Genomic DNA, 20,192 nt, shown 5'->3' on the forward strand with positions numbered 1-20,192 from the left:
TTATCTAATGAGCCTTACACTCGCTACCTGCTTCCGTGCTAATTCCATTGGACCCAACGGAAACTTCCGCAACCAAACAGCTGCAAAAAATATTTGCACAGCAGAAATCAGTAGCCAAATGAAAATAACAGCAATAGAATGCAGCGTTTCACCAAGTCCGAAGCCCCATTTGTAAAAAAGGATGGAAGCAAGTACATTTTGAAGTACATAGCAACTTAAAGACATTTTTCCGACATCTTCTAGCCGTTTCCACAGCCAAAACTGCTCTTTCATCTCTACTAATCTTGCAATCAAGGCAATATAACCTAATGAGAGAAGCGGTGCAAAAAGATAACGAACTGGCATATCGAACATGCCTCCAGGAACAAAGATAAGCATGTTTAGTGGTACCCCAAAGTATAACCCTATTTTAAGTAGTTTTGCTCGTTTCTGTTTACCACTTTCATCTGGGGAAAAGACACCCGTCCGCATCATTCGCACTCCTAGTAAAAAGAGGAAAATATTCATCGGAATGATGAGAATAGCTTCACTTCTTAATATTAGAAAGTTAGATAACCGGTACTGTACCTGTTCAAGCCATGTTGCTTCTTTATATAATAATACAACTTCATCAAAGCTTCCCAATGACATATTTGCCCCGAGAAAGCTCACAATTAGAATAAATAGGATAAGGCCTCCATGGATGCCTGCAATCCATTTCATTACTTTAGAAATAACTTTATCTCCTCCTTTAATAATATAGGAGACAATAATTGCGGTCACTCCATAGCTCATTAAAATGTCATATTCCATTACAAGTGTAAAATGGATTAACCCTTCTATCATTAATATACAGGAAGTCCATATATAAATACCTGGCCACGCATTCCCTCTTTTAAGTGCTTGTCGATACTTTAGTTCGAGTCCTACTCCGAACATAATTGTCAGAAGACCAAGTAACTTTCCATTTACAAGAAACAACACAATCATTCGAATTAGGTCATCCAGCTCCCACCATGATGTATAGGCATATGTTGTAATATAGGATAGGTCACCAAAGTAAGCGAAAATCCAAATATTTGTTCCAAGTGTTCCTAATACGGCAAATCCACGCAGGATATCCAATAGTCGAATCCTCTGTGTCCTCATTTGCATCACTCTTTTCTAATAAAGATTTGTTATCTTTATTTTAAATGTTGAAAGAAAGACGGAGAATTCACACCTATCAGCAATTACATATGACAGCTGTCATATCTTTTATGTACAACCAATCAATAAAAATGGGAAAAAGCTATAAATGATTGAATTAATTCATAAAGTTGATTTCAGTCGCTTCCCCTCTTGATACAAACAAGAGTGATTTTACTAATTAAAAAGCCGAACTAACTTGATAGGTTCAAGATAGTTCGGCTTTTATAACCTACATTCTTCTATGCATGTTTATTATTACTACATTTCTTCCAATACTTTGATAATCGCTTTTGCGACACCTTCATTTTCATTTGTTTCTGTAACATGTTTACATACTGTCTTTATAGCTGGCTCGGCATTGCCCATCGCAACGGAGTGACCTACGATTTCTAGCATGGAAAGATCATTGTAGTTATCTCCAAGCGCCATCGTATCCGCAAGCGAGATGCCTTTACTTTCTACATATCTTTTTAAAGCTAGTCCTTTTTTAGCATCCTTATGCATGACTTCAATATTATTTCGTCCTGAGGATGTTACTTCGATTCCCTCTATGTTTTTTAATTTTTCCGTGACATCAAATAATAGCTGTTCATCTAGAGAGAATGCTAGAAACTTATTCACTTCGCAATCCTTCGCATCGTATATGTTCCGATAATCATCTACAACTTGGATAAGGCGATTTTTATATCGTTCTTCTGCAGCTTCAATTATTTCCTCTACATCTACAGAAGGATTAGCTGTATGAAAAACATCAACAATTGCTTGAATTCCTCTTTCGCGATCAGATGTAAAAGTCCCTTTTGGTGTATACAGTTCAAAGTACATATCAACACTTTCAAATACATTTGTAATTTTCATGGATGTAACTCCATCTAAGTAGGCAGAATAAGTAATATTCCCCTCTTCATCACGAATTTCTCCACCATTTACACAAATAGCTGGGCACTCGATTTCTGCTTTATCTAATACAAAACGTACTTCTCTATAAGATCTTCCTGAACAAATAACAAAATCTATACCCTTGGCTTGTACAGCTTTTATTGCTTCAATCGTAGCTGCACTTACTTCTTGGCGTTCATTTAACAACGTTCCGTCCATGTCTGATGCTATACATTTAATCAATAGTATTAGCTCCTTCGTGTTGCAATTTGTATATATTGTAATTCTAGCTAATTATCGATAACATTGCAAAAATGCGGTTTATAGAAAATTCATATTTTATTCAATTGCACAACTTTAGTTTTCTACTATTTTCCATAAAAATAAGACTAGCAATTTTAGCACTTATGCATTAAAATAAGTTTTATTGAATATTTATAAACGAAAAGGTGAACTCCATTGAATAAAAAACAATTTAATCTATCGCACTTTTTACTATTTTTAATCCCTTCCTTACTTGGTATTTTTCTATTCATGATTCCACTTCCATCTAAAGAAAGTGGGATTACGATTCCAGTTGCTGCAATGGCAAACTTTTTGCAAGAACTACTAGGGTCAAGCATACCTGCTATTATGCTTGTCATTATTATCGTAGCTTTACTAGGGACTATCCTTGCAAAAACAGTAAAGCCTGCTTTTATTAAAAACTCTCCATTCTTTACTGCTCTATTCGATATTCCTGTTATTTGGGTTATCGCACGTGTACTTGCAGCAATATTTGCTGTAATGGTTTATTTCGAATTAGGCCCAGAAGCTATTTGGTCTGAAAATACAGGTGGAGTTTTACTATATGATTTATTACCAGTTCTTTTTAGCGTATTTTTATTTGCTGGCCTATTACTTCCATTATTATTAAATTTTGGTTTACTAGAATTATTTGGGGCATTGTTAACGAAATTTATGCGTCCATTATTTAAATTACCTGGACGTTCATCGATCGATGCGATAGCTTCATGGCTTGGAGATGGAACGATTGGGGTGCTTCTCACAAGTAAGCAATATGAAGACGGACATTATACTAAAAAAGAAGCTGCCATTATTGGAACTACTTTCTCGATTGTATCGATTACGTTCTGTATCGTTATCATCGGTCAAGTTGGCTTAATGAATTATTTCTTCCCATTTTATTTAGCAGTTACTTTTGCTGGTTTTATTGCAGCAATTATTATGCCACGTATATGGCCACTAGCAAAGAAGCCAAATACATTCATAAACGATAAAGAAGATGATCATACATCAGAGTTGATTCCTGAAGGATATTCACGTCTCCAATTTGGATTAGAACAAGCACAACTACAAGCTCAAAAAAGTACAAGTGTGAAAAAGTTTTTCCAAGACGGCTCTAAAAATATTTTAGATATGTGGATTGGTGTTGCACCAATTGTTATGGCACTAGGAACACTGGCATTAGTAATTGCAGAATTTACACCTGTTTTCCAATGGCTAGGAACACCGTTCGTTCCTCTTCTAGAGTTACTACAAATTCCAGAGGCGAAAGCTGCATCACAAACAATGGTTGTTGGTTTTGCCGATATGTTCTTACCTGCTATATTAGCGGAAGGTATTGAATCAGAACTAACTCGCTTCGTCATCGCTGGAGTATCTGTCACACAGCTCATTTACATGTCTGAAGTTGGTGGACTACTAATCGGTTCTAAGATTCCAGTAGGTATGAAGGATTTAATTATCATTTTCCTATTACGTACAATCATTACATTGCCAATCATTACAGCAATTGCACATTTTATCTTTTAATTTCTAAGCAGTCACGAGCATTTTGTTCGTGACTGCTTTTTCTATCCTCACTATAAAAACTTTGGTGTAACTCCTCAGTTCGAAGCGCGATACCATTGTAGACCTTTGAATGATTCTTCCATTCATATAGCTGATTTCCGCTCCAATCAACGAAGTCTGTAAAAAAATTTAAGATACTTATCGAGCAACTCCTTACAATGAATAGACGTCTAAATGGTCTATTTAAAACAGTATTTTAAAATATCCTTTATGAATGCAAAGACGACTTAAAAATCACAAATGTAATGTTTAAGTCGTCATTTAAGTAAAAGATATATCTCCATGTGCACCCGAAAGGCTCACTGAATTTCAGGAGTGTTTTTATAGCAATAAAATATTTTGTATTTCATTACATTTGTTTTTCCAAGTAAGCTCTTATCATAAAAAAGCTTATATCTTCAGGAAGCAGTTGTTTTATCGGGGTTAGGCGCTCGGAATCTGCTTCTTCGACCGCAGCTGCAATCTGTTCCTCTGCTCCTTCTGGTATGAAGGAATCCCAATTAACATCCATGCCTTCTTCTGCACATTTAATAACGTGATTTTCAATCGTTCTTTCCGATAGACCACGCTGTGTAGCTATTTCAGCAATTGTAAATCCTTCTTGCAAAAGATCATATGTCGTGTGATGGCTTTTTTCCTTATCACTTTTCGTTGTTGTGGTTCTTGAAATTGGTGTATTCCCCCTCTCGATTTCCACCTCTCTCTCTATGTTATTTTCCTCACTGTATTGTTGGATCTCCAGCAAAAATGCTTCCCCATAGGATTCGAGTTTACGCTCCCCTACCCCTTTTATTTGTAAAAGTTCACTCTTACTCATTGGGAGTTTTGCACTCATTTCTCTTAATGTAACATCCGAGAAAATGATATATGGAGGAACTTTTTCAGCTTCAGCGATTTCCTTCCGTACCATTCGCAACCGCTCAAACAACTCATCATCCTTCACAATTTGAGCGATTCGCACTCTTTCCTTCCGATACACTTTCTCGGTTCCACGGAGTACATCACCAGATTTCTCCGTTATCATTAATACAGGGTAGGCTCCATCTGTTGGCCTTAAATATCCTTCTGCAGTTAAAAAGTCTATAAACTCATTTACGGCTTTTTGTGTTTTCTCTTTCATAATTCCGTATGTCGTTAACTTATCAAAACCAAAACTTTTAATCTTTTTATCGCCAGAACCTGTTAGTACCTTTGTAATCATTGTTTTTCCGAAGCGTTCGTTCATACGGCGAATGCATGATAACACCATTTGTGCCTCAACAGTCACATCGATTTGGGCACGGTCATCTGTACAGTTACCACATTTTCCGCATTCTGGGGCATTTTCTTCACCAAAGTAATGAAGAATATATTGTTGTAAGCATGATTCAGTATGACCATAGGCGACCATTTTTCGTAATTTCGCATATTCATTTTCTTTCCGAGCTTCATCCATATCAGATTGATCAATTAAGAAAGATTGGATGTGGGTATCTTGTGGAGCAAACAATAAAATACAGGCACTTTCTTCTCCATCTCTTCCCGCTCTCCCGGCTTCTTGATAATAAGCCTCCATATTTCTTGGTATATGATAATGGATCACATAGCGCACATTTGATTTATTAATCCCCATCCCAAATGCATTCGTTGCCACCATAATGGAGATATCATCATATAAAAAACGTTCTTGTTGCTGATTCCGTTGTTGTTCAGACAGTCCTGCGTGATATTTTCCGACTCGCAATCCTCTTGCTTCTAAAAAGTGATGGATCCTGTCCACTTCTTTCCGTGTTGCTGCATAAACGATACCTGCTTGCTCCCTATTCTTTTCAATATAATCAAGCAAAAAGTGATCACGATCCTGGCCTTTAACAACTTGAAAGTGGAGATTTTTTCGCTCGAAACCTGTGACGACTACATCTTCTTCGTGAACCTCAAGTAAATCACTGATGTCCGATTGTACTTGCGGCGTTGCAGTAGCTGTTAAAGCTAGCACAGTCGGTTTTGGACGCAAATGTCCAATTAATTTTTTTATATGTAAGTAGCTTGGACGAAAGTCATGTCCCCATTGCGAGATACAATGTGCTTCATCAATGGCAACAAAAGAGACATAAATTCCTTCTAATAGTCTTAAAAAAGAAGGTGTTTCTAAACGTTCAGGAGCAATATAGACAAGTTTATATTCTCCGTTATAAATACTAGCTAGACGTTCTTGCATTTCATCGTTACTAATCGCACTATTTATATAAGTAGATGGTATCCCTGTTTTCTCAAGCGCATCTACCTGATCCTTCATTAATGATATTAGTGGAGAAACAACAATTGTAACGCCACGCATTAACATTGCGGGAATTTGGTAACAGACCGATTTCCCCCCACCTGTTGGCATAATCCCAAGTGTATCTTTGCCATCCATTATTTTTTGGATAATCGCCTCCTGACCTTGGCGAAACTGACTGTATCCAAATTTGGATTGCAGTAATTCCTGTGCTTTCGGCAACAATACAAAAACCTCCATTTTGTTCATTAGCTTTAGTATAGCAAAAAATCTTTGCTCCTGAACAAAAAGAAAAACCTTCTTACTTGTTAGTAAGAAGGCATTATTTTTGCTCCGTATTATCTGCAATTATTTGAATCTCACTATCCAACCCTTGATATATTTCATCGAGATGGGAACTGTCAGTCACTTCTCGATAGATGTCTTCTAATTGATCTTGAAACCCTTTTGCCTCTTGTAAAAAGCTCTTCGCTTCTGCCATGTATTCACGATATTTCGCTTCAATTTTAGCGATTTCCTCTGCAAATGCTTCGTCTGTACCAGGGGCAACGGTTAATTCATACATATCCACAATCTCATCATTTGGTTTACTCGGAAAATACTCATGTGGACTAGTACTATCAAATACAGCCCAACCAAGTTCTCTTACTAGTACCATATCCAAGCTCTCAGGTGCAAAACCACAATGATATACTTCTGTTTCGTACCCTTGCTCCTTCGCTTCTGCAACAATCTTCTTCAGCAATGTAGACTTTCCAGTTCCTGCTCTTCCTTTTAGAAAAAATCTTTTTCCAAGTCCCTCTGTAATATTATCGACAAAGTCTACCGGTCCTTCGGGAGTGGCTGCTCCAAGAAATCTTCTTTTAATTAATAGATCCGTACTAGTCGCTGGCTCATTTCTTTTGTTCACCTTTGGCAATATGTGAGCGATTAACCCATTTGTCACTTCATTGGCCTTATTAAAATCCATTTTTCCAATGTATATATCTTCCCAATCGTCATGGACACGGAGGCCTTCTGCATATGCTGCGTAGGCATTATTAAATGCGCGTTCCATTTTCGTTTTTATATCGTGAATGATATCTGCTTTTTCATCCAACCTAGCATGCAACTGATTTTGATCTAAATCGATCGTTTCCCATTGTGATCCAACAAATTCATCGCCCACTACACTTGGATGATCACCATCTAACACCGCTACTCCAAGCTGTCGAATGATAAAACCTTCGACCCGCTCTGGATCACTTGCTCTATGAATAATTTCTAATGGATATGGACCGTCTTCCCATTTCGTTACTAAGCGTTCAATTATGTTTGATTTTTCTACTTTTGACTTTCCAGATAGGATAAAAACACGCTCTAATCCAGCTAAATTGGAATCATATAAATTATAGAAACCTTTCGCTGTATTCCCACCCGCAAAATACCTTAAGATATTCGCACTCATTGTTGTCAACTCCTTTTTGAAGGATGATTCTATTTAGGCTATGCACGAATGCTTGGCAACGTCCAATATTAGAATTGGCTATCGTCTAGTTCATCAAGCTGTTTATTTAATTCACGTAGTTCATTTTCAATTTGTTCTAATTGTCGTTCTAACGGATGGAGATTCCCTTTCACATATTCTAGCTTCTCCAAATCATGTTGTAATCTTACATAGTCTGCTTTTAAGTCTGCAATCTTATATTCGATTTCTTTTTTATTCATTAGTGCACCTCATCATTTAAGTTATCCATCAGTTCATATTATATCAATATTTCATCTCAGCATTATGAGTATCCACATACTCATTGCGTCCTGCTCCGATTCCAGCCAAAGTTGTAGCTCCTGCAACAATTAATAATGTGATAAGCGGTAATGTCCATGATTGGGTAAAATCAAATAAAATTCCAAGCAGTAATGGTCCTATTGCCGCCAATAAATAGCCTACTGACTGAGCCATTCCTGATAACTGTGCAGCACTACTTGCATTCCGAGCCCGTAAACTAAAGAATGTTAACGCTAAACTTATACTTGATCCTTGCGCAATTCCCAGGAGAATGATACAAACTGTTAGAAAAACACTCCCCTCACCTATCAATATTCCTAATAAACTTGATACATACAATACTCCATTTACTAAAACGATTGGTCGTTGAGTCTCTAGTTTTCCAGCGAGTACTGGTGTAATAAAATTAGCAGGTAAGCTTGCAAATTGCATAATCGATAACATCCAGCCTGCACTCGAAATGTTGAGTCCACGATCCATTAAGATTTGTGGCATCCATGCGATGGAACAGTAAAAGAGAATCGACTGCAACCCTATAAAGAAAGTAACTTGCCAAGCTAAGGTTGATGTCCATAATTTTGCTGATGGTTTATTCGTTTTACGGTCAACAGATCGATTGTTGTGGTTGATAATCTGTGGCAGCCATATCACAATTCCAAGAAAGGCGATTATTCCCCATACTAGCAGTGCTTGTTTCCAGCCTACCCCTAACCCTGTTGCAATCGGAATACTAATACCGGATGCTACCGCTGCACATAATCCCATCGAGGTAGAATACACACTTGTCATGATGCCTGCTTTAGTTGGGAAATACTTTTTCACTATTGCAGGAAGTAGCACATTACAAATAGCAATACCAATTCCAATTAAAGCAGTTCCCAAAAATAAAATGGCAACACTACTCGTATTTCGTACAAAAATCCCGATTAACAACACAATTAGACTGAAAAAGATTGTACGCTCTGTACCAAGATTTCTAGCAATCTTTGGCGCTGTTAGTGAAAATACCGCAAATCCTAATAGTGGTAAAGTTGTGATCATACCCGCAACACCGTTGGAGATGCCAAGATCAGCACGTATATCGCCAATTAAAGGACCAACAGATGTGATCGCTGGACGTAAGTTAAATGCAATAAATATGATGCCTAAAATTAAAATAAAGCTTTGAAGCCTGCTATGTTTGATTGTCATCTTCTATGTACCCTCATTTATCCCAAAATATAGATTGTCCATTCGAAATATTTGTAAGTTTCTACTTGCTTCTATACGATAACATATAATGGGGCTTTTGACTTTTATTTTATAAGGAGATGATTTCTGATGATGAAAGCATTGCTCGTTAACGAAGATACACAAAGCATGTTTTTCGATAAGGTAGAAAAACCAACGATTGGAAATAAGGATTTGCTTATCAAGGTAAAAGCTACTGCATTGAATCGTGCTGATCTTTTACAAAAAAGAGGACATTATCCACCTCCTAAAGGAGCTTCTCCGATTATTGGATTGGAAATGAGTGGCGTGATTGAGGAGATTGGCAGTGATGTAACAGGTTGGAAAAAAGGGGATCGTGTTTGTGCCCTACTCCCTGGAGGAGGTTATGCTGAATATGCAGCAATTCCTGCTGATATGGCGATACCCATCCCAGAAAACCTTTCATTTGAAGAAGCTGCTGCCATTCCAGAAGTTTTCTTAACAGCCTATTTAAATACCATTTGGCTCGGAAAATTAAAACAAGGAGAAACGATACTCATCCATGCAGGTGCAAGTGGTGTAGGGACTGCAGCAATCCAACTTGCACGGGACATTGGTGCGAAAATAATCGTTACTGCTGGAACTGAAGAAAAGCGCGCTCTTTGTACATCACTTGGTGCAGATGTCGCAATTGATTACAAGGAAGGTCCTTTTGCTGAAAAAGTACTGGAAGCAACAGACGGTAAAGGTGTAAATCTGATTCTTGATTTTATTGGAGCACCATATTGGGAACAAAATATTGATTCCCTAGCATTAGACGGAAAACTAATTCTCGTAGGAACAATGGGTGGTTCAACATTAGAGAATGTTGATCTTGGAAAAATACTTTTTAAAAGAGTACAAGTAATTGGCACTGCTCTACGTGTACAACCAATTGAGAAAAAAATTGCATTAACAAAAGAGTTTGCCTCTTATTCATTATTAAAATTTGCCGATGGTTCCTTAAAACCTATCATTGATTCAGTATGGGATTGGCAAGAAGTGAATGATGCACACCAGCATATGGAAGCAAATAAAAATGCAGGGAAGATCGTATTACGCGTTAATGGCTAACGAACATTTTTTTGACACTTTTGTACAAGATATAAAGGAGGAAATGATGTGAGGAGAATGTAAATGAGTAGTGTTTTATTAATTATTAAACGTTTTTTCACAGAACGTTTTCATGATCAATCTGCTCATATGGCATATTATTTTATGCTTTCCATTTTTCCTTTTCTCATCTTTGCAGTATCACTAATTAGTTTCCTACCTGTTAAGACGGAGGATGTACTCTTAGTGATTGAGCCATATGCCCCAAAAAGAAGTTTCTCTTTAATTGAAGCGAATTTACGAGGTATTCTTGGTGAACAGCAAACCCAACTTGCTTCCTTAAGTTTACTCGCATCCTTTTGGATTGCCTCTATGGCGGTTCAGTCACTTGTTAGAGCCATGAACGATGCATATCAAATTAAGCGTAAAGAAGGATTCTTTCTTGCCTTAGGTAAAGACCTTATACTAACTGCCAGTTTAATGATTACCTTAACTGTTTCGCTTTTAGTACCGGTTGGAGAAGAAATAGGACGTGTGTATATTTCCTCTCATATCAAATACTCTGCCACCATTCAAGAATGGTGGCTCCTATTAAAATGGGTATTTGGTTCGGTCTATTTATTTTTCTTCTTCCTATTAGTATACAAGTTCGTACCTAGCACCAAGATTAAGTTAGTTCATATCATACCTGGTACTATATTTGCTACGATTGGCTGGCAAAGTGTATCTGTTGCTTTTTCCTACTATGTTACCTTTGCAAGTTATACGAAACTGTACGGTCAGATTGGAAGTATCATTGTACTTATGATTTGGTTTTACTTATCAGCAGCTGTACTATTAATTGGTGGTTTAATTAATGCATACTGGATAGGAAAAAAAATAAGCAAGCTAAACTCCTAACAAAAAGGTTTTATTCGTTGCATCCACATAAGCGACTTCTCCAAAAGGTAACGTTAGTGCTGGTTTGCAATGACCAGCTTGAACATTATAAATCGTAGGCTTATTATATGGGGCGATGATTTTTTCAAATAAATCTTCCACCTGAAAGCTTTCCTGTCCTTCTTTGGAAGTGCAATTAGTCCAAGTTCCTAAAATTATTCCAGCTACATCAGAAAACTTCCCTGCTAAAGCAAGCTGAGTTAACATCCGATCAATTTTGTATGGTTCTTCTGCAATATCTTCTAAGAAAAGTATTTTACCCTTCGTCTCAATTTCATACGGGGTGCCTAGCAGGCTCGTAATAAGGGTTAAATTCCCTCCTGTTAAAATACCTTGGGCAAAGCCTGGTACGAGACAACCGATTTGTTTCTCCCCTGGGTTTTTCATTACTCTTAATTGCCTCGGATGCATTAATACATTCTGGAGATGTGCTTTCGTAAACTCATCTGCTTCTATCAAGTCTGATGCCGGCATTGGTCCATGAATTGTAGCCAGCTTACTCTGTTGCTGTAAAGCAATATGGAGAGCAGTTATGTCACTATATCCAATGAATAATTTTGGATGACGAAAAATCAGTTCATAATCCAACATATGTAATAGTTGCGGAGATCCGTAACCACCACGCAAACAAAAAATTGCAGATATATTTGGATTAGCAAACATTGCATTTAATTCACGAGCCCTAAGCTCTGGTGGACCAGCTAAATAACCACCATAATTCACAAAACATGTTTGACCAATTTCTACTTCGAATCCCATTTCCTTTATTACATTAATAGCCGCCTCTAACTTATCTGCCTTTACTGGTCCAGCAGGTGCAGTCAATCCAACCGTATCACCTTTATTTAATAATTTCCCATGATTATAATCCACTCATTACCTCTCCTTCCCACTCACCATTATTATGTATATGGGATAGTTTTCATTATATAAGAAAATAATGATTGCTTTTTCGAATATTTCCGAGGAAATATGACGCATTTCAACATTTCCTAATGTCCTTTTTTGGTGAATAAGCTAAACTGAAAATAGACAGTTTATCATATGGAGTGGTAGTTATGTACTTATCAAAGATAAATCAATATATACGAAGTGTAAAACTTCTTAGAGAATACATATCATCACATAATAAATACCCTTTTAATTTACCGATAATAAAAGAATTGGATGAACTTGAATTCCACCCACAGGTTACATATTTAATTGGTGAAAATGGGATGGGTAAATCTACATTACTGGAAGCAATTGCGATATGTGCGGGCTTTAACCCTGAAGGAGGCTCCTTTAACTTTAACTTCTCTACTCATGATTCTCATTCTGAATTAGAACAATATATCCGATTAATAAAAGGGATTCAAAGACCTAAAGATGGATTTTTTCTAAGGGCAGAATCATATTATAATGTAGCTACTAATATTGAAGAATTAGATCGTGAGCCTAGTCCGAGTCCTAAAATAATCGAACGCTATGGCGGAGTTTCTTTACATGAACAATCCCATGGGGAATCGTTCTTTGCGACTTTTTCAAATCGCTTTGACGGGGAGGGTTTGTACATCATGGATGAGCCTGAGGCCGCTTTATCCCCCTTACGCCAACTTTCCATGTTAGCAAGAATTCACGAGCTTGCTCAACAAGAATCTCAGCTTATCATCGCTACCCATTCACCAATAATAATGGCATATCCCAATTCGATTATTTATGAATTTTCACTTGATGGCATTGCAGAAAAAACTCTCGAAGAAACACAACATTATATGCTAATGAAGCAATTCTTCGATGATAAGGATAGGTTATTACACCATTTGTTATACGAATGACATTAGAATAGGAATGATAATAATATGAATGGACAAAATCGAAACGATATTTCTCCTGGTATGAAAGTCGAGATTGTTTTAAAGCAAGATCAACGTACAGGGAAATTAACAAAGGGCACTGTAAAAGATATTTTGACGAAGTCTTCCTTTCATCCACATGGAATTAAAGTAAGGCTCGAGAGTGGACAAGTAGGAAGAGTTAAGAATATTATGTAAAGGCAAACATCCTTGCTAGAGGGAAATCTTATTTTTAAAGAAGGTTGAATACATGATTATTGGATTAACTATTATCTTATTGCTCGTTCTATTTTTACCTTTCACTATAAAAGTAGTGGAAGAAAACTTGGAAATTTTTCTGTTTGCAATGGGAATCGCAGCAGCAGCAATTAGTGGAGTTCTTAATAAGGATTTATTCGTAAAAGCATTAGAGGATCCTATTCATATTACATTAGCTGTCCTTATCGCTGGACTATTATTCCGCTGGTTACAAGCACCGTTAGAAAAAGGGATACTAGGAATGAGTAAAGCAATCCCATTTCGACTATTCATTGCATTATTTGTAGCTATCTTAGGGTTACTTTCTAGTATCATTACTGCAATCATCGCAGCAATTGTGCTAGTGCTCGTAGTAAGTGTATTAAAGTTAGACCGCAAATCTGAGTTATATCTTGTTGTTCTTGCTTGCTTTGCCATTGGACTTGGCGCTGCATTAACTCCAATTGGTGAACCACTTTCTACTATTGTTGTTAATAAATTGGACGAGGATTTCCTCTATTTACTTAAATTAATTGGTGCAGATGTCATTCCTGGTGTTATTATTTTCGCATTAATGGCTGCATTCTTTGTTAAACCAAAATCAGAAGGACCTGGACTTTCTTCTTCATTAAAACCGGAATCTTATAAAGAAATTATTTTTCGTACTGTGAAAATTTACCTTTTTGTTATGGGGTTAACTTTACTTGGTGCTGGATTTGAACCATTTATTGAAAGATTCCTACTCGGACTTAGTCCACTTATCCTTTATTGGATTAATATGATTTCTGCAGTTCTCGATAATGCAACGCTTGCCGCAGCAGAAGTTAGTCCTGCAATGGATGGACCAACAATAAAAGCCATTCTTTTAGGTCTGCTCATTAGTGGTGGAATGCTTATCCCAGGTAATATCCCTAACATCATCGCCGCTGGAAAACTCAACATCACAAGCCGCGAATGGGCACGCATCGGACTCCCCATCGGACTAGCAGCCATGGTTGTGTATTTTATTATCATCTTGGTATTTCATTAAAACTTACGGACTGAAGCATGTAGATAAGTAAAAAAGCCAAACTATCACTTGAAACAGTTCAAGATAGCTTGGCTTTTTGTTTAAGTAATTTTTGCAATTATTTCTTTCATAAAGGTGTCGGTTGATTCCGCTGCAGATGTTTCATTATTAGTACTAGATTATACCTAATTCCGTATTGGAAGCAGTTCTCTTCTGTGCGTTGAGCACCTTGAAGTAACTTCCAATTATTAAATTTTGCTACCAATTACTTTTTCTCCGGTAGATTTTGTAAGTAATCAATCGCTTCTTGTAATGTTTTTACAGGAACGATGGTTACGTCGTATCCTTCTTCCTTCGCTTTTTCCAACACTTCTTTTTCATTTGTATCATACTCCCCGATATCAGCAGGGCAAAAGAAGATATCGATATCAGCACGATCCACAGCCGTTATTTTTTCACGTATTCCACCTATTTGACCGACATTTCCATTCATATCAATTGTACCTGTACCAGCAATTTCATAGCCTTTCGTAATATCACCAGGAGTTAGCTGGTTGTAAATCTCCAGTGAAAACATTAAACCTGCAGAAGGACCACCAATATCTTCCGCATCTATATTAACATTTCGCACTGTATCCACCGTATACTTCGTTTCAGTAACAATCCCTACTCCCGCTGAGTTTGCTCCATTTTCTAATGGAATCAGTTTGATACTCTCTGTTTTTTCGGAGCTATCTCGAACAAAAGTAAGATTGATTGTATCTCCAGCCTTTTTATGTGCAAGATAATCTATAAAGTCTGTTGCTTCCTTTACAGGTTGTTCGTCCACTTGAGTAATTACATCACCAACCTCTAACTTATGGAAGGCATCAGATGTTTCCGTAATTTGGCGGACGAATACTCCCTTTGGTGTAATTGTAATCTCTTCATTTGCTGCTTGGAATGCTGCAGCATAGGCATTTTGCTGAGATGTGTTCATCATATGTTCCAGTAGACGACTATACTCTTCATCACTCATATTTCCCCTTACTTCTTTTACCTTACGCAAGTCCGTATGGGGAGCAAGTAAGCCATATGCTAAATAATAAATATTACTTGCACGCATTGATAAGACCGTCGTTAAATATAAGCTTCCTTCAGCACTTTTATCGCCATCTTCTACCGTAACTTTGGAAGCTAATTCTTCCACCGTACCTGGTCGATATATGTAATATGGAGTTGGAATAAATAGCGTAATGGCAAAAACAAGGAGAATTCCTATTATTATTCTCTGTTTCTTTTTCTTTGAAAGAGTTGAACTCATATCCTGCTCCTTTCTTTACTTTCTCTATTTATTTTCGATACAATATTTTGTTGATACTCATATCATCCATTTTAACAAACTGAAAACACTTTCGCCTAATTGTTTAAATCGAAAAGAAAGAAGATTGATTACATGAAAAAAAGGCTATTATTTTTATTCATCATGAGCACTTTTGTCGTTGGCACAGTAGAATTAATTATTGCTGGCATATTAGAACTTGTTGCTTCTGATCTCCATATCAGTGAGTCGCTATCTGGGCAATTAATAACGATATACGCCTTTTCCTTTGCCATCGGAGCTCCTATTTTATCTGTAAAAACAGCGAAATTAGAGCGCAAAAAGGTACTACTGACATCACTACTTATTTTTATCGTGAGTAATATCATTTCTGCTTTAAGCTCATCCTACCTTATGCTGGCCATTGTACGTGTTATAACGGCTTTATCAGCAGCGGTTTTTATTGTAGTAGTGTTATCTACTGCAGCCAAACTTGCAGATCCAGCAAAACAAGGAAGAATTTTAGGATTAGTATACATGGGTTTTAGTGCTGCAAATGTATTTGGTGTTCCTGCTGGCACCTATGTTGGCGTAGCTTTTGGATGGCGTTCTACCTTTTGGCTAATTGCCACACTGTCTATTATTTGCTTTGTTCTTATCATGATCCTTCTACCAAAAACAGAAGGAGAACAAGAAGCGAGCAAAATAAAGATGACCTCTGCCTTTAAAAATCAGCAAGTAATGGCGTTACTTTCCATTACAACCATATTGTTAGCTGCCCATTACATTGTATATTCCTACATTAGTCCACTCATGACGAATGCAGGACATTCATTATCTGCTGTTAGCTTTATCTTACTACTTGCAGGTATAGCTGGAACAATTGGGACTAGTGCAGGCGGTTCTGCATCGGATATATTTGGACCAAAAAAATCACTGCTCGTTGCAAGTATCGTCTTTTCGCTCATGATGCTATTACTACGAGTTAGTTTACCATTTATTTTCTTGTTCTCTGTCATCGTATTTATTTGGAATTTTGTACAATGGTCTACAAACCCTGCTATTCAATACGCACTGATTCATATAAATCCACGTGCTTCTGAATTAGCGCTAAGCTTAAATATGTCTGCATTAAATATAGGCATAGGATTAGGTGCGTTAATTGGTGGGATTATTATCGAACAGGACGGACTTTTATATGCACCATTTATATCAGCAGCAATGGTCATCATCCCTATCGTATTATTGCGTTATGTGAAGGGTGAAAAAGAAGTAGCCAATGAATAAAGGCCAGTCATCTCGTGTAGAGGACTGGCCTTCTTCTTACTGCACCATTAGTTTTTCTAATTCTAATGGTTCAATATACTCTCCATCTTTATATGCTCTCATATTTCCACCTGAAATTTCGTCAATTAGAAGAATGCTATTATCTTCTGCATCTCTCCCGAATTCAAGTTTTATATCATACAATTCAATACCTTTTTTCGCTAATTCTGTTTTAACCACATCAGAAATTTTTCTAGTTAGGTTTTTTAATTCATCATATTCATTAAGCGTTAAAATCCCTAGCATATGTAACGCTTCTGCACTTATTGGAGGATCTTGACGCTCATCATCTTTCAGTGTTACTTCAACAAAGCCATCTAAAGCTTGTCCTTCCTCTGCATAAGCACCATAGCGACGCAAGAAGCTGCCAACAGCACGATAACGACAAATCACTTCAAGACCTTTTCCAAATACATTTGCTGGTCTGACCGTCATCTCTGCATTTTCAATATTTGCATCCACAAAATGTGTAGGAATACCTTTTTCCTGTAAGATTTCAAAAAAGTACTTCGTTAGTCGAAGGCCTGCTTGCCCTGCCCCTTCAATTTGAAGGCCAACTGTATTTGCACCAGGATCAAAAACTCCGTCTTCTCCTGTCACATCGTCCTTAAATTTTAATAAGTAATTTCCGCTTTCAAGAGCATACACGTCTTTTGTCTTACCTTGATACACAAATTTCATTCGACATACCTTCTCTCCCTGAAGTAATTTCTAGGTTTTCAGCATAGCATAAAAATTGCGAAAACATGTCCGAAAAAATATTCCGACATTTCGCTTTGTCTTTATATAGGCATCTAGAATATAAATATTATTGTTGATATCCACTCAATGTGTCAAAGAAGTTTTTCACAAAATTATAAAAAAGTAATTCCGTTGGCAAAAGATCTCGGTCCCTCGGAATGATAACCCCTACTGTACGAGTAACTTTTGGTTCATCGATGCGAATTTTTATCGTTGACCGGGGTAAACTGTCAACAAGTGTAATTTCTGGTAGCAATGTAACACCCAAACCAGCAGAAACGAGACCTTTAATTGCATCGATATCTTTCCCCTCAAACGAAACAAGGGGCTCAAAACCATGTTGTTTACAAGCTTTTACAACAATGTCACGAAGTATATACCCTTTTGGGGATAATATAAATGCATCACTTCGTAAATCAGCAAGTGTAATAGAAGGTTTCCCAACTAACTCGTGGGTAGAAGGTACAAGAGCAACAAGATTTTCTAAAAACATTATTTCACTCTTTACTCGCCTCTCTTCTAAAGGCAGTGGGCCGAGTAAAGCCATATCAATTTGACCTGTTACGACAGAATCAATTAGACTATGATAAGAATCCTGGTGTAGTTGAAATTTAACCTTTGGATGTTTTTTACGGAATGCAGATATTACTGTAGGAAGTAAATGTGCAGCTAAACTACTCGGAAATCCAACACGAACAGTTCCCTTTTCAGGGTCTAGATGTTCCTCAATTTCCCTTCTTGATTGCTCTATAACATCCATTGCTTGCTCCATTTTATCCAAAAACATTTTTCCAATTGGGGTTAGACGAATATTTCTACCCTCTCGAATAAATAGATCAATTCCTAACTCAGCTTCCAGGTTTACGATTTGCCTACTTACGGCAGACTGTGCGACATGTAAAGCGTCTGCAGCTTCTGTCATATGCTCTCGTTTAGCTACTTCAATGAAATATTGTATTTGTCTCAGTTCCATCTTTACACCACCTTTTTCGACATCAATCTCAGGAAGGCATTAATACTATCTCAAATCCATATTGTTTAGATTAATTGTAAAAGATAAAATTATTTTTAACAAGGAACTTTGTTCGATAGATTTTTTTAATTGTATATATATGAAGGAGTGAAAAAAATGGCTATGGTTATTAATTCAAATGATACGAATATGGTAGCGGCTCAAAATTATGTGGATAGTGTTTATAAAACTGTGGTGCAACGAAACGAAAATGAATATGAATTTTTACAAGCAGTACAAGAGATTTTTCAATCATTAGTCCCTGTATTTGCTCGTGAACCAAAGTATATGGAAAGTGGAATTTTAGAAAGAATCGTTGAGCCAGAGCGATTAATTACATTCCGAGTACCTTGGGTAGATGACCAAGGTAAAGTAAGAGTAAACCGTGGTTTTCGTGTGCAATTTAATAGTGCAATCGGACCTTATAAAGGCGGATTAAGATTCCATCCTTCCGTTAATGCAAGTATTATTAAATTCCTCGGATTCGAGCAAATTTTCAAAAATGCATTAACTGGGCAAGCAATTGGTGGAGGAAAAGGTGGATCTGACTTTGATCCTAAAGGTAAATCCGATGGTGAAATTATGCGATTTACACAAAGCTTCATGACGGAGCTTTCTAAATATATTGCTTCTGACGTAGACGTACCTGCTGGTGATATCGGTGTAGGCGCTCGTGAAATTGGATATATGTTTGGTCAATATAAAAGATTACGCGGAAACTTCGATGCTGGTGTATTAACTGGTAAAAGCGTTGGCTTTGGCGGAAGTCTTGCAAGAACAGAAGCAACAGGTTATGGAACAGTATATTTCGTAGAAGAAATGCTACAAGATAAAGGCCTATCTTTCGCTGGAAGCACAGTAGTAGTTTCTGGATCGGGTAATGTATCTATTTACGCGATTGAGAAAGCACAAGAATACGGTGCGAAAGTAGTAGCGTGCAGTGATTCTAACGGCTATATTTATGATGAAAACGGCATTAATCTTGATACTGTAAAAAGATTAAAAGAAGTAGAACGTCGTCGTATTTCTGATTATGTAATCGAGCATCCACATGCACAATATGTGGAAGGTAGCACTGGCATTTGGACGATTCCTTGTGATATCGCACTTCCATGTGCAACACAAAACGAAATCGATGCAAATTCAGCGCAAATCCTTATTGATAATAAAGTTAAAGCAATTGGTGAAGGTGCTAACATGCCTTCAACTCTAGAAGCTATTGATCTTTTCCTAGAGAACGAAGTACTTTTCGCACCTGCAAAAGCTGCAAACGCTGGTGGAGTAGCAGTATCTGCTCTTGAAATGGCTCAAAACAGCTCACGCACACCATGGTCATTCGAAAAAGTTGATCGCAAACTTAAGAAAATCATGATAAATATATATCGCAACAGCATTAAAGCTGCAGATGAATTCGGTGAACCAGGTAATCTCGTAATTGGTTCTAATATTGCAGGATTCAAAAGAGTCGCAGATGCAATGATGATGCAAGGCGTAATTTAATGAGGAGCAATTCTTCCTAAGGGAGGGATTGCTTTTTTAATTGGCATTTTATGTGTTCTTTGATTCCTTTTAGTTGCTTTGG

General features: G+C 37.1%; 19 protein-coding genes. 8 read left to right on the forward strand and 11 right to left on the reverse strand.

Annotated features, from left to right (window positions below; all coding sequences use genetic code 11):
* Nucleotides 1-1,134 (reverse strand): DUF418 domain-containing protein, encoded by a 1,134-nt coding sequence (locus ACFPM4_RS17570; RefSeq protein ID WP_382354806.1) that lies wholly within the window; start codon nucleotides 1,132-1,134, stop codon nucleotides 1-3.
* A 294-nt stretch (nucleotides 1,135-1,428) separates the two neighbouring features.
* Nucleotides 1,429-2,292, reverse strand: coding sequence for a Cof-type HAD-IIB family hydrolase (locus ACFPM4_RS17575; protein WP_144921476.1), 864 nt, complete (start codon nucleotides 2,290-2,292; stop codon nucleotides 1,429-1,431).
* Between the two features lie 216 nt (nucleotides 2,293-2,508).
* On the opposite strand from ACFPM4_RS17575, the gene ACFPM4_RS17580 reads away from it, so the two are divergent.
* Entirely contained in the window at nucleotides 2,509-3,864 is a 1,356-nt protein-coding gene (locus tag ACFPM4_RS17580; protein WP_382354690.1) for a YjiH family protein, read from the forward strand.
* A gap of 388 nt (nucleotides 3,865-4,252) precedes the next feature.
* Here ACFPM4_RS17580 and recQ read toward each other — a convergent pair whose 3' ends face one another.
* From recQ to ACFPM4_RS17600, 4 genes are all read right to left on the reverse strand, one after another.
* Nucleotides 4,253-6,385, reverse strand: coding sequence for a DNA helicase RecQ (gene recQ / locus ACFPM4_RS17585; protein WP_382354809.1), 2,133 nt, complete (start codon nucleotides 6,383-6,385; stop codon nucleotides 4,253-4,255).
* A gap of 97 nt (nucleotides 6,386-6,482) precedes the next feature.
* On the reverse strand, nucleotides 6,483-7,607 hold the full coding sequence (locus ACFPM4_RS17590; protein WP_382354693.1) for a hypothetical protein: 1,125 nt from the start codon (nucleotides 7,605-7,607) through the stop codon (nucleotides 6,483-6,485).
* A 68-nt stretch (nucleotides 7,608-7,675) separates the two neighbouring features.
* Nucleotides 7,676-7,867, reverse strand: a complete 192-nt coding sequence (locus ACFPM4_RS17595) for an SE1832 family protein (protein ID WP_144921470.1) — start codon at nucleotides 7,865-7,867, stop codon at nucleotides 7,676-7,678.
* Between the two features lie 43 nt (nucleotides 7,868-7,910).
* Nucleotides 7,911-9,119: a CynX/NimT family MFS transporter gene (locus ACFPM4_RS17600; protein ID WP_382354696.1), complete on the reverse strand. Its 1,209-nt coding sequence runs from the start codon at nucleotides 9,117-9,119 to the stop codon at nucleotides 7,911-7,913.
* Between the two features lie 129 nt (nucleotides 9,120-9,248).
* Between ACFPM4_RS17600 and ACFPM4_RS17605 the strand changes: the two genes are divergently transcribed.
* Both ACFPM4_RS17605 and ACFPM4_RS17610 read left to right on the forward strand, forming a co-directional pair.
* Entirely contained in the window at nucleotides 9,249-10,232 is a 984-nt protein-coding gene (locus ACFPM4_RS17605; protein ID WP_382354699.1) for an NAD(P)H-quinone oxidoreductase, read from the forward strand.
* A gap of 63 nt (nucleotides 10,233-10,295) precedes the next feature.
* Nucleotides 10,296-11,111, forward strand: coding sequence for a YihY/virulence factor BrkB family protein (locus tag ACFPM4_RS17610; protein WP_382354701.1), 816 nt, complete (start codon nucleotides 10,296-10,298; stop codon nucleotides 11,109-11,111).
* On the opposite strand, the gene ACFPM4_RS17615 is transcribed toward ACFPM4_RS17610, so the two are convergent.
* Nucleotides 11,100-12,023 carry a S66 peptidase family protein gene (locus ACFPM4_RS17615; RefSeq protein WP_382354704.1) on the reverse strand — a complete coding sequence of 308 codons (924 nt, stop codon included), beginning with the start codon at nucleotides 12,021-12,023 and terminating at the stop codon, nucleotides 11,100-11,102. The genes ACFPM4_RS17610 and ACFPM4_RS17615 overlap by 12 nt on opposite strands.
* A gap of 185 nt (nucleotides 12,024-12,208) precedes the next feature.
* Between ACFPM4_RS17615 and ACFPM4_RS17620 the strand changes: the two genes are divergently transcribed.
* Genes ACFPM4_RS17620 through ACFPM4_RS17630 form a run of 3 tightly spaced genes read left to right on the forward strand, consistent with a single transcriptional unit; the run spans nucleotide 12,209 to nucleotide 14,252 of the window.
* A complete protein-coding gene (locus ACFPM4_RS17620; RefSeq protein ID WP_382354707.1) occupies nucleotides 12,209-12,967 on the forward strand; it encodes an AAA family ATPase in 759 nt (252 codons plus the stop codon).
* A gap of 24 nt (nucleotides 12,968-12,991) precedes the next feature.
* Nucleotides 12,992-13,183: a YwbE family protein gene (locus ACFPM4_RS17625; protein WP_382354710.1), complete on the forward strand. Its 192-nt coding sequence runs from the start codon at nucleotides 12,992-12,994 to the stop codon at nucleotides 13,181-13,183.
* Between the two features lie 52 nt (nucleotides 13,184-13,235).
* Nucleotides 13,236-14,252 (forward strand): DUF1646 family protein, encoded by a 1,017-nt coding sequence (locus tag ACFPM4_RS17630; protein WP_382354713.1) that lies wholly within the window; start codon nucleotides 13,236-13,238, stop codon nucleotides 14,250-14,252.
* A gap of 106 nt (nucleotides 14,253-14,358) precedes the next feature.
* Here ACFPM4_RS17630 and ACFPM4_RS17635 read toward each other — a convergent pair whose 3' ends face one another.
* Together ACFPM4_RS17635 and ACFPM4_RS17640 are read right to left on the reverse strand one after the other, a co-directional pair.
* Nucleotides 14,359-14,496 (reverse strand): hypothetical protein, encoded by a 138-nt coding sequence (locus ACFPM4_RS17635; protein WP_382354716.1) that lies wholly within the window; start codon nucleotides 14,494-14,496, stop codon nucleotides 14,359-14,361.
* On the reverse strand, nucleotides 14,497-15,534 hold the full coding sequence (locus tag ACFPM4_RS17640; protein WP_382354719.1) for a SepM family pheromone-processing serine protease: 1,038 nt from the start codon (nucleotides 15,532-15,534) through the stop codon (nucleotides 14,497-14,499). It lies immediately after the preceding gene.
* Between the two features lie 132 nt (nucleotides 15,535-15,666).
* Between ACFPM4_RS17640 and ACFPM4_RS17645 the strand changes: the two genes are divergently transcribed.
* Nucleotides 15,667-16,818, forward strand: a complete 1,152-nt coding sequence (locus tag ACFPM4_RS17645) for an MFS transporter (RefSeq protein ID WP_382354722.1) — start codon at nucleotides 15,667-15,669, stop codon at nucleotides 16,816-16,818.
* A gap of 36 nt (nucleotides 16,819-16,854) precedes the next feature.
* Here the strand turns inward: ACFPM4_RS17645 and ACFPM4_RS17650 are convergent, their stop codons facing one another.
* Nucleotides 16,855-17,538, reverse strand: coding sequence for a phosphoribosylaminoimidazolesuccinocarboxamide synthase (locus ACFPM4_RS17650; RefSeq protein ID WP_382354725.1), 684 nt, complete (start codon nucleotides 17,536-17,538; stop codon nucleotides 16,855-16,857).
* Nucleotides 17,539-17,665: 127 nt separating this feature from the next.
* On the reverse strand, nucleotides 17,666-18,571 hold the full coding sequence (locus tag ACFPM4_RS17655; protein WP_144921449.1) for a LysR family transcriptional regulator: 906 nt from the start codon (nucleotides 18,569-18,571) through the stop codon (nucleotides 17,666-17,668).
* 156 nt (nucleotides 18,572-18,727) lie between these two features.
* Between ACFPM4_RS17655 and gdhA the strand changes: the two genes are divergently transcribed.
* A complete protein-coding gene (gene gdhA, locus ACFPM4_RS17660) occupies nucleotides 18,728-20,110 on the forward strand; it encodes an NADP-specific glutamate dehydrogenase (RefSeq protein ID WP_382354729.1) in 1,383 nt (460 codons plus the stop codon).
* Nucleotides 20,111-20,192: the final 82 nt, after the last annotated feature.

Source organism: Lederbergia graminis (assembly GCF_042655485.1).
Classification (GTDB): domain Bacteria; phylum Bacillota; class Bacilli; order Bacillales; family Bacillaceae_C; genus Lederbergia; species Lederbergia graminis.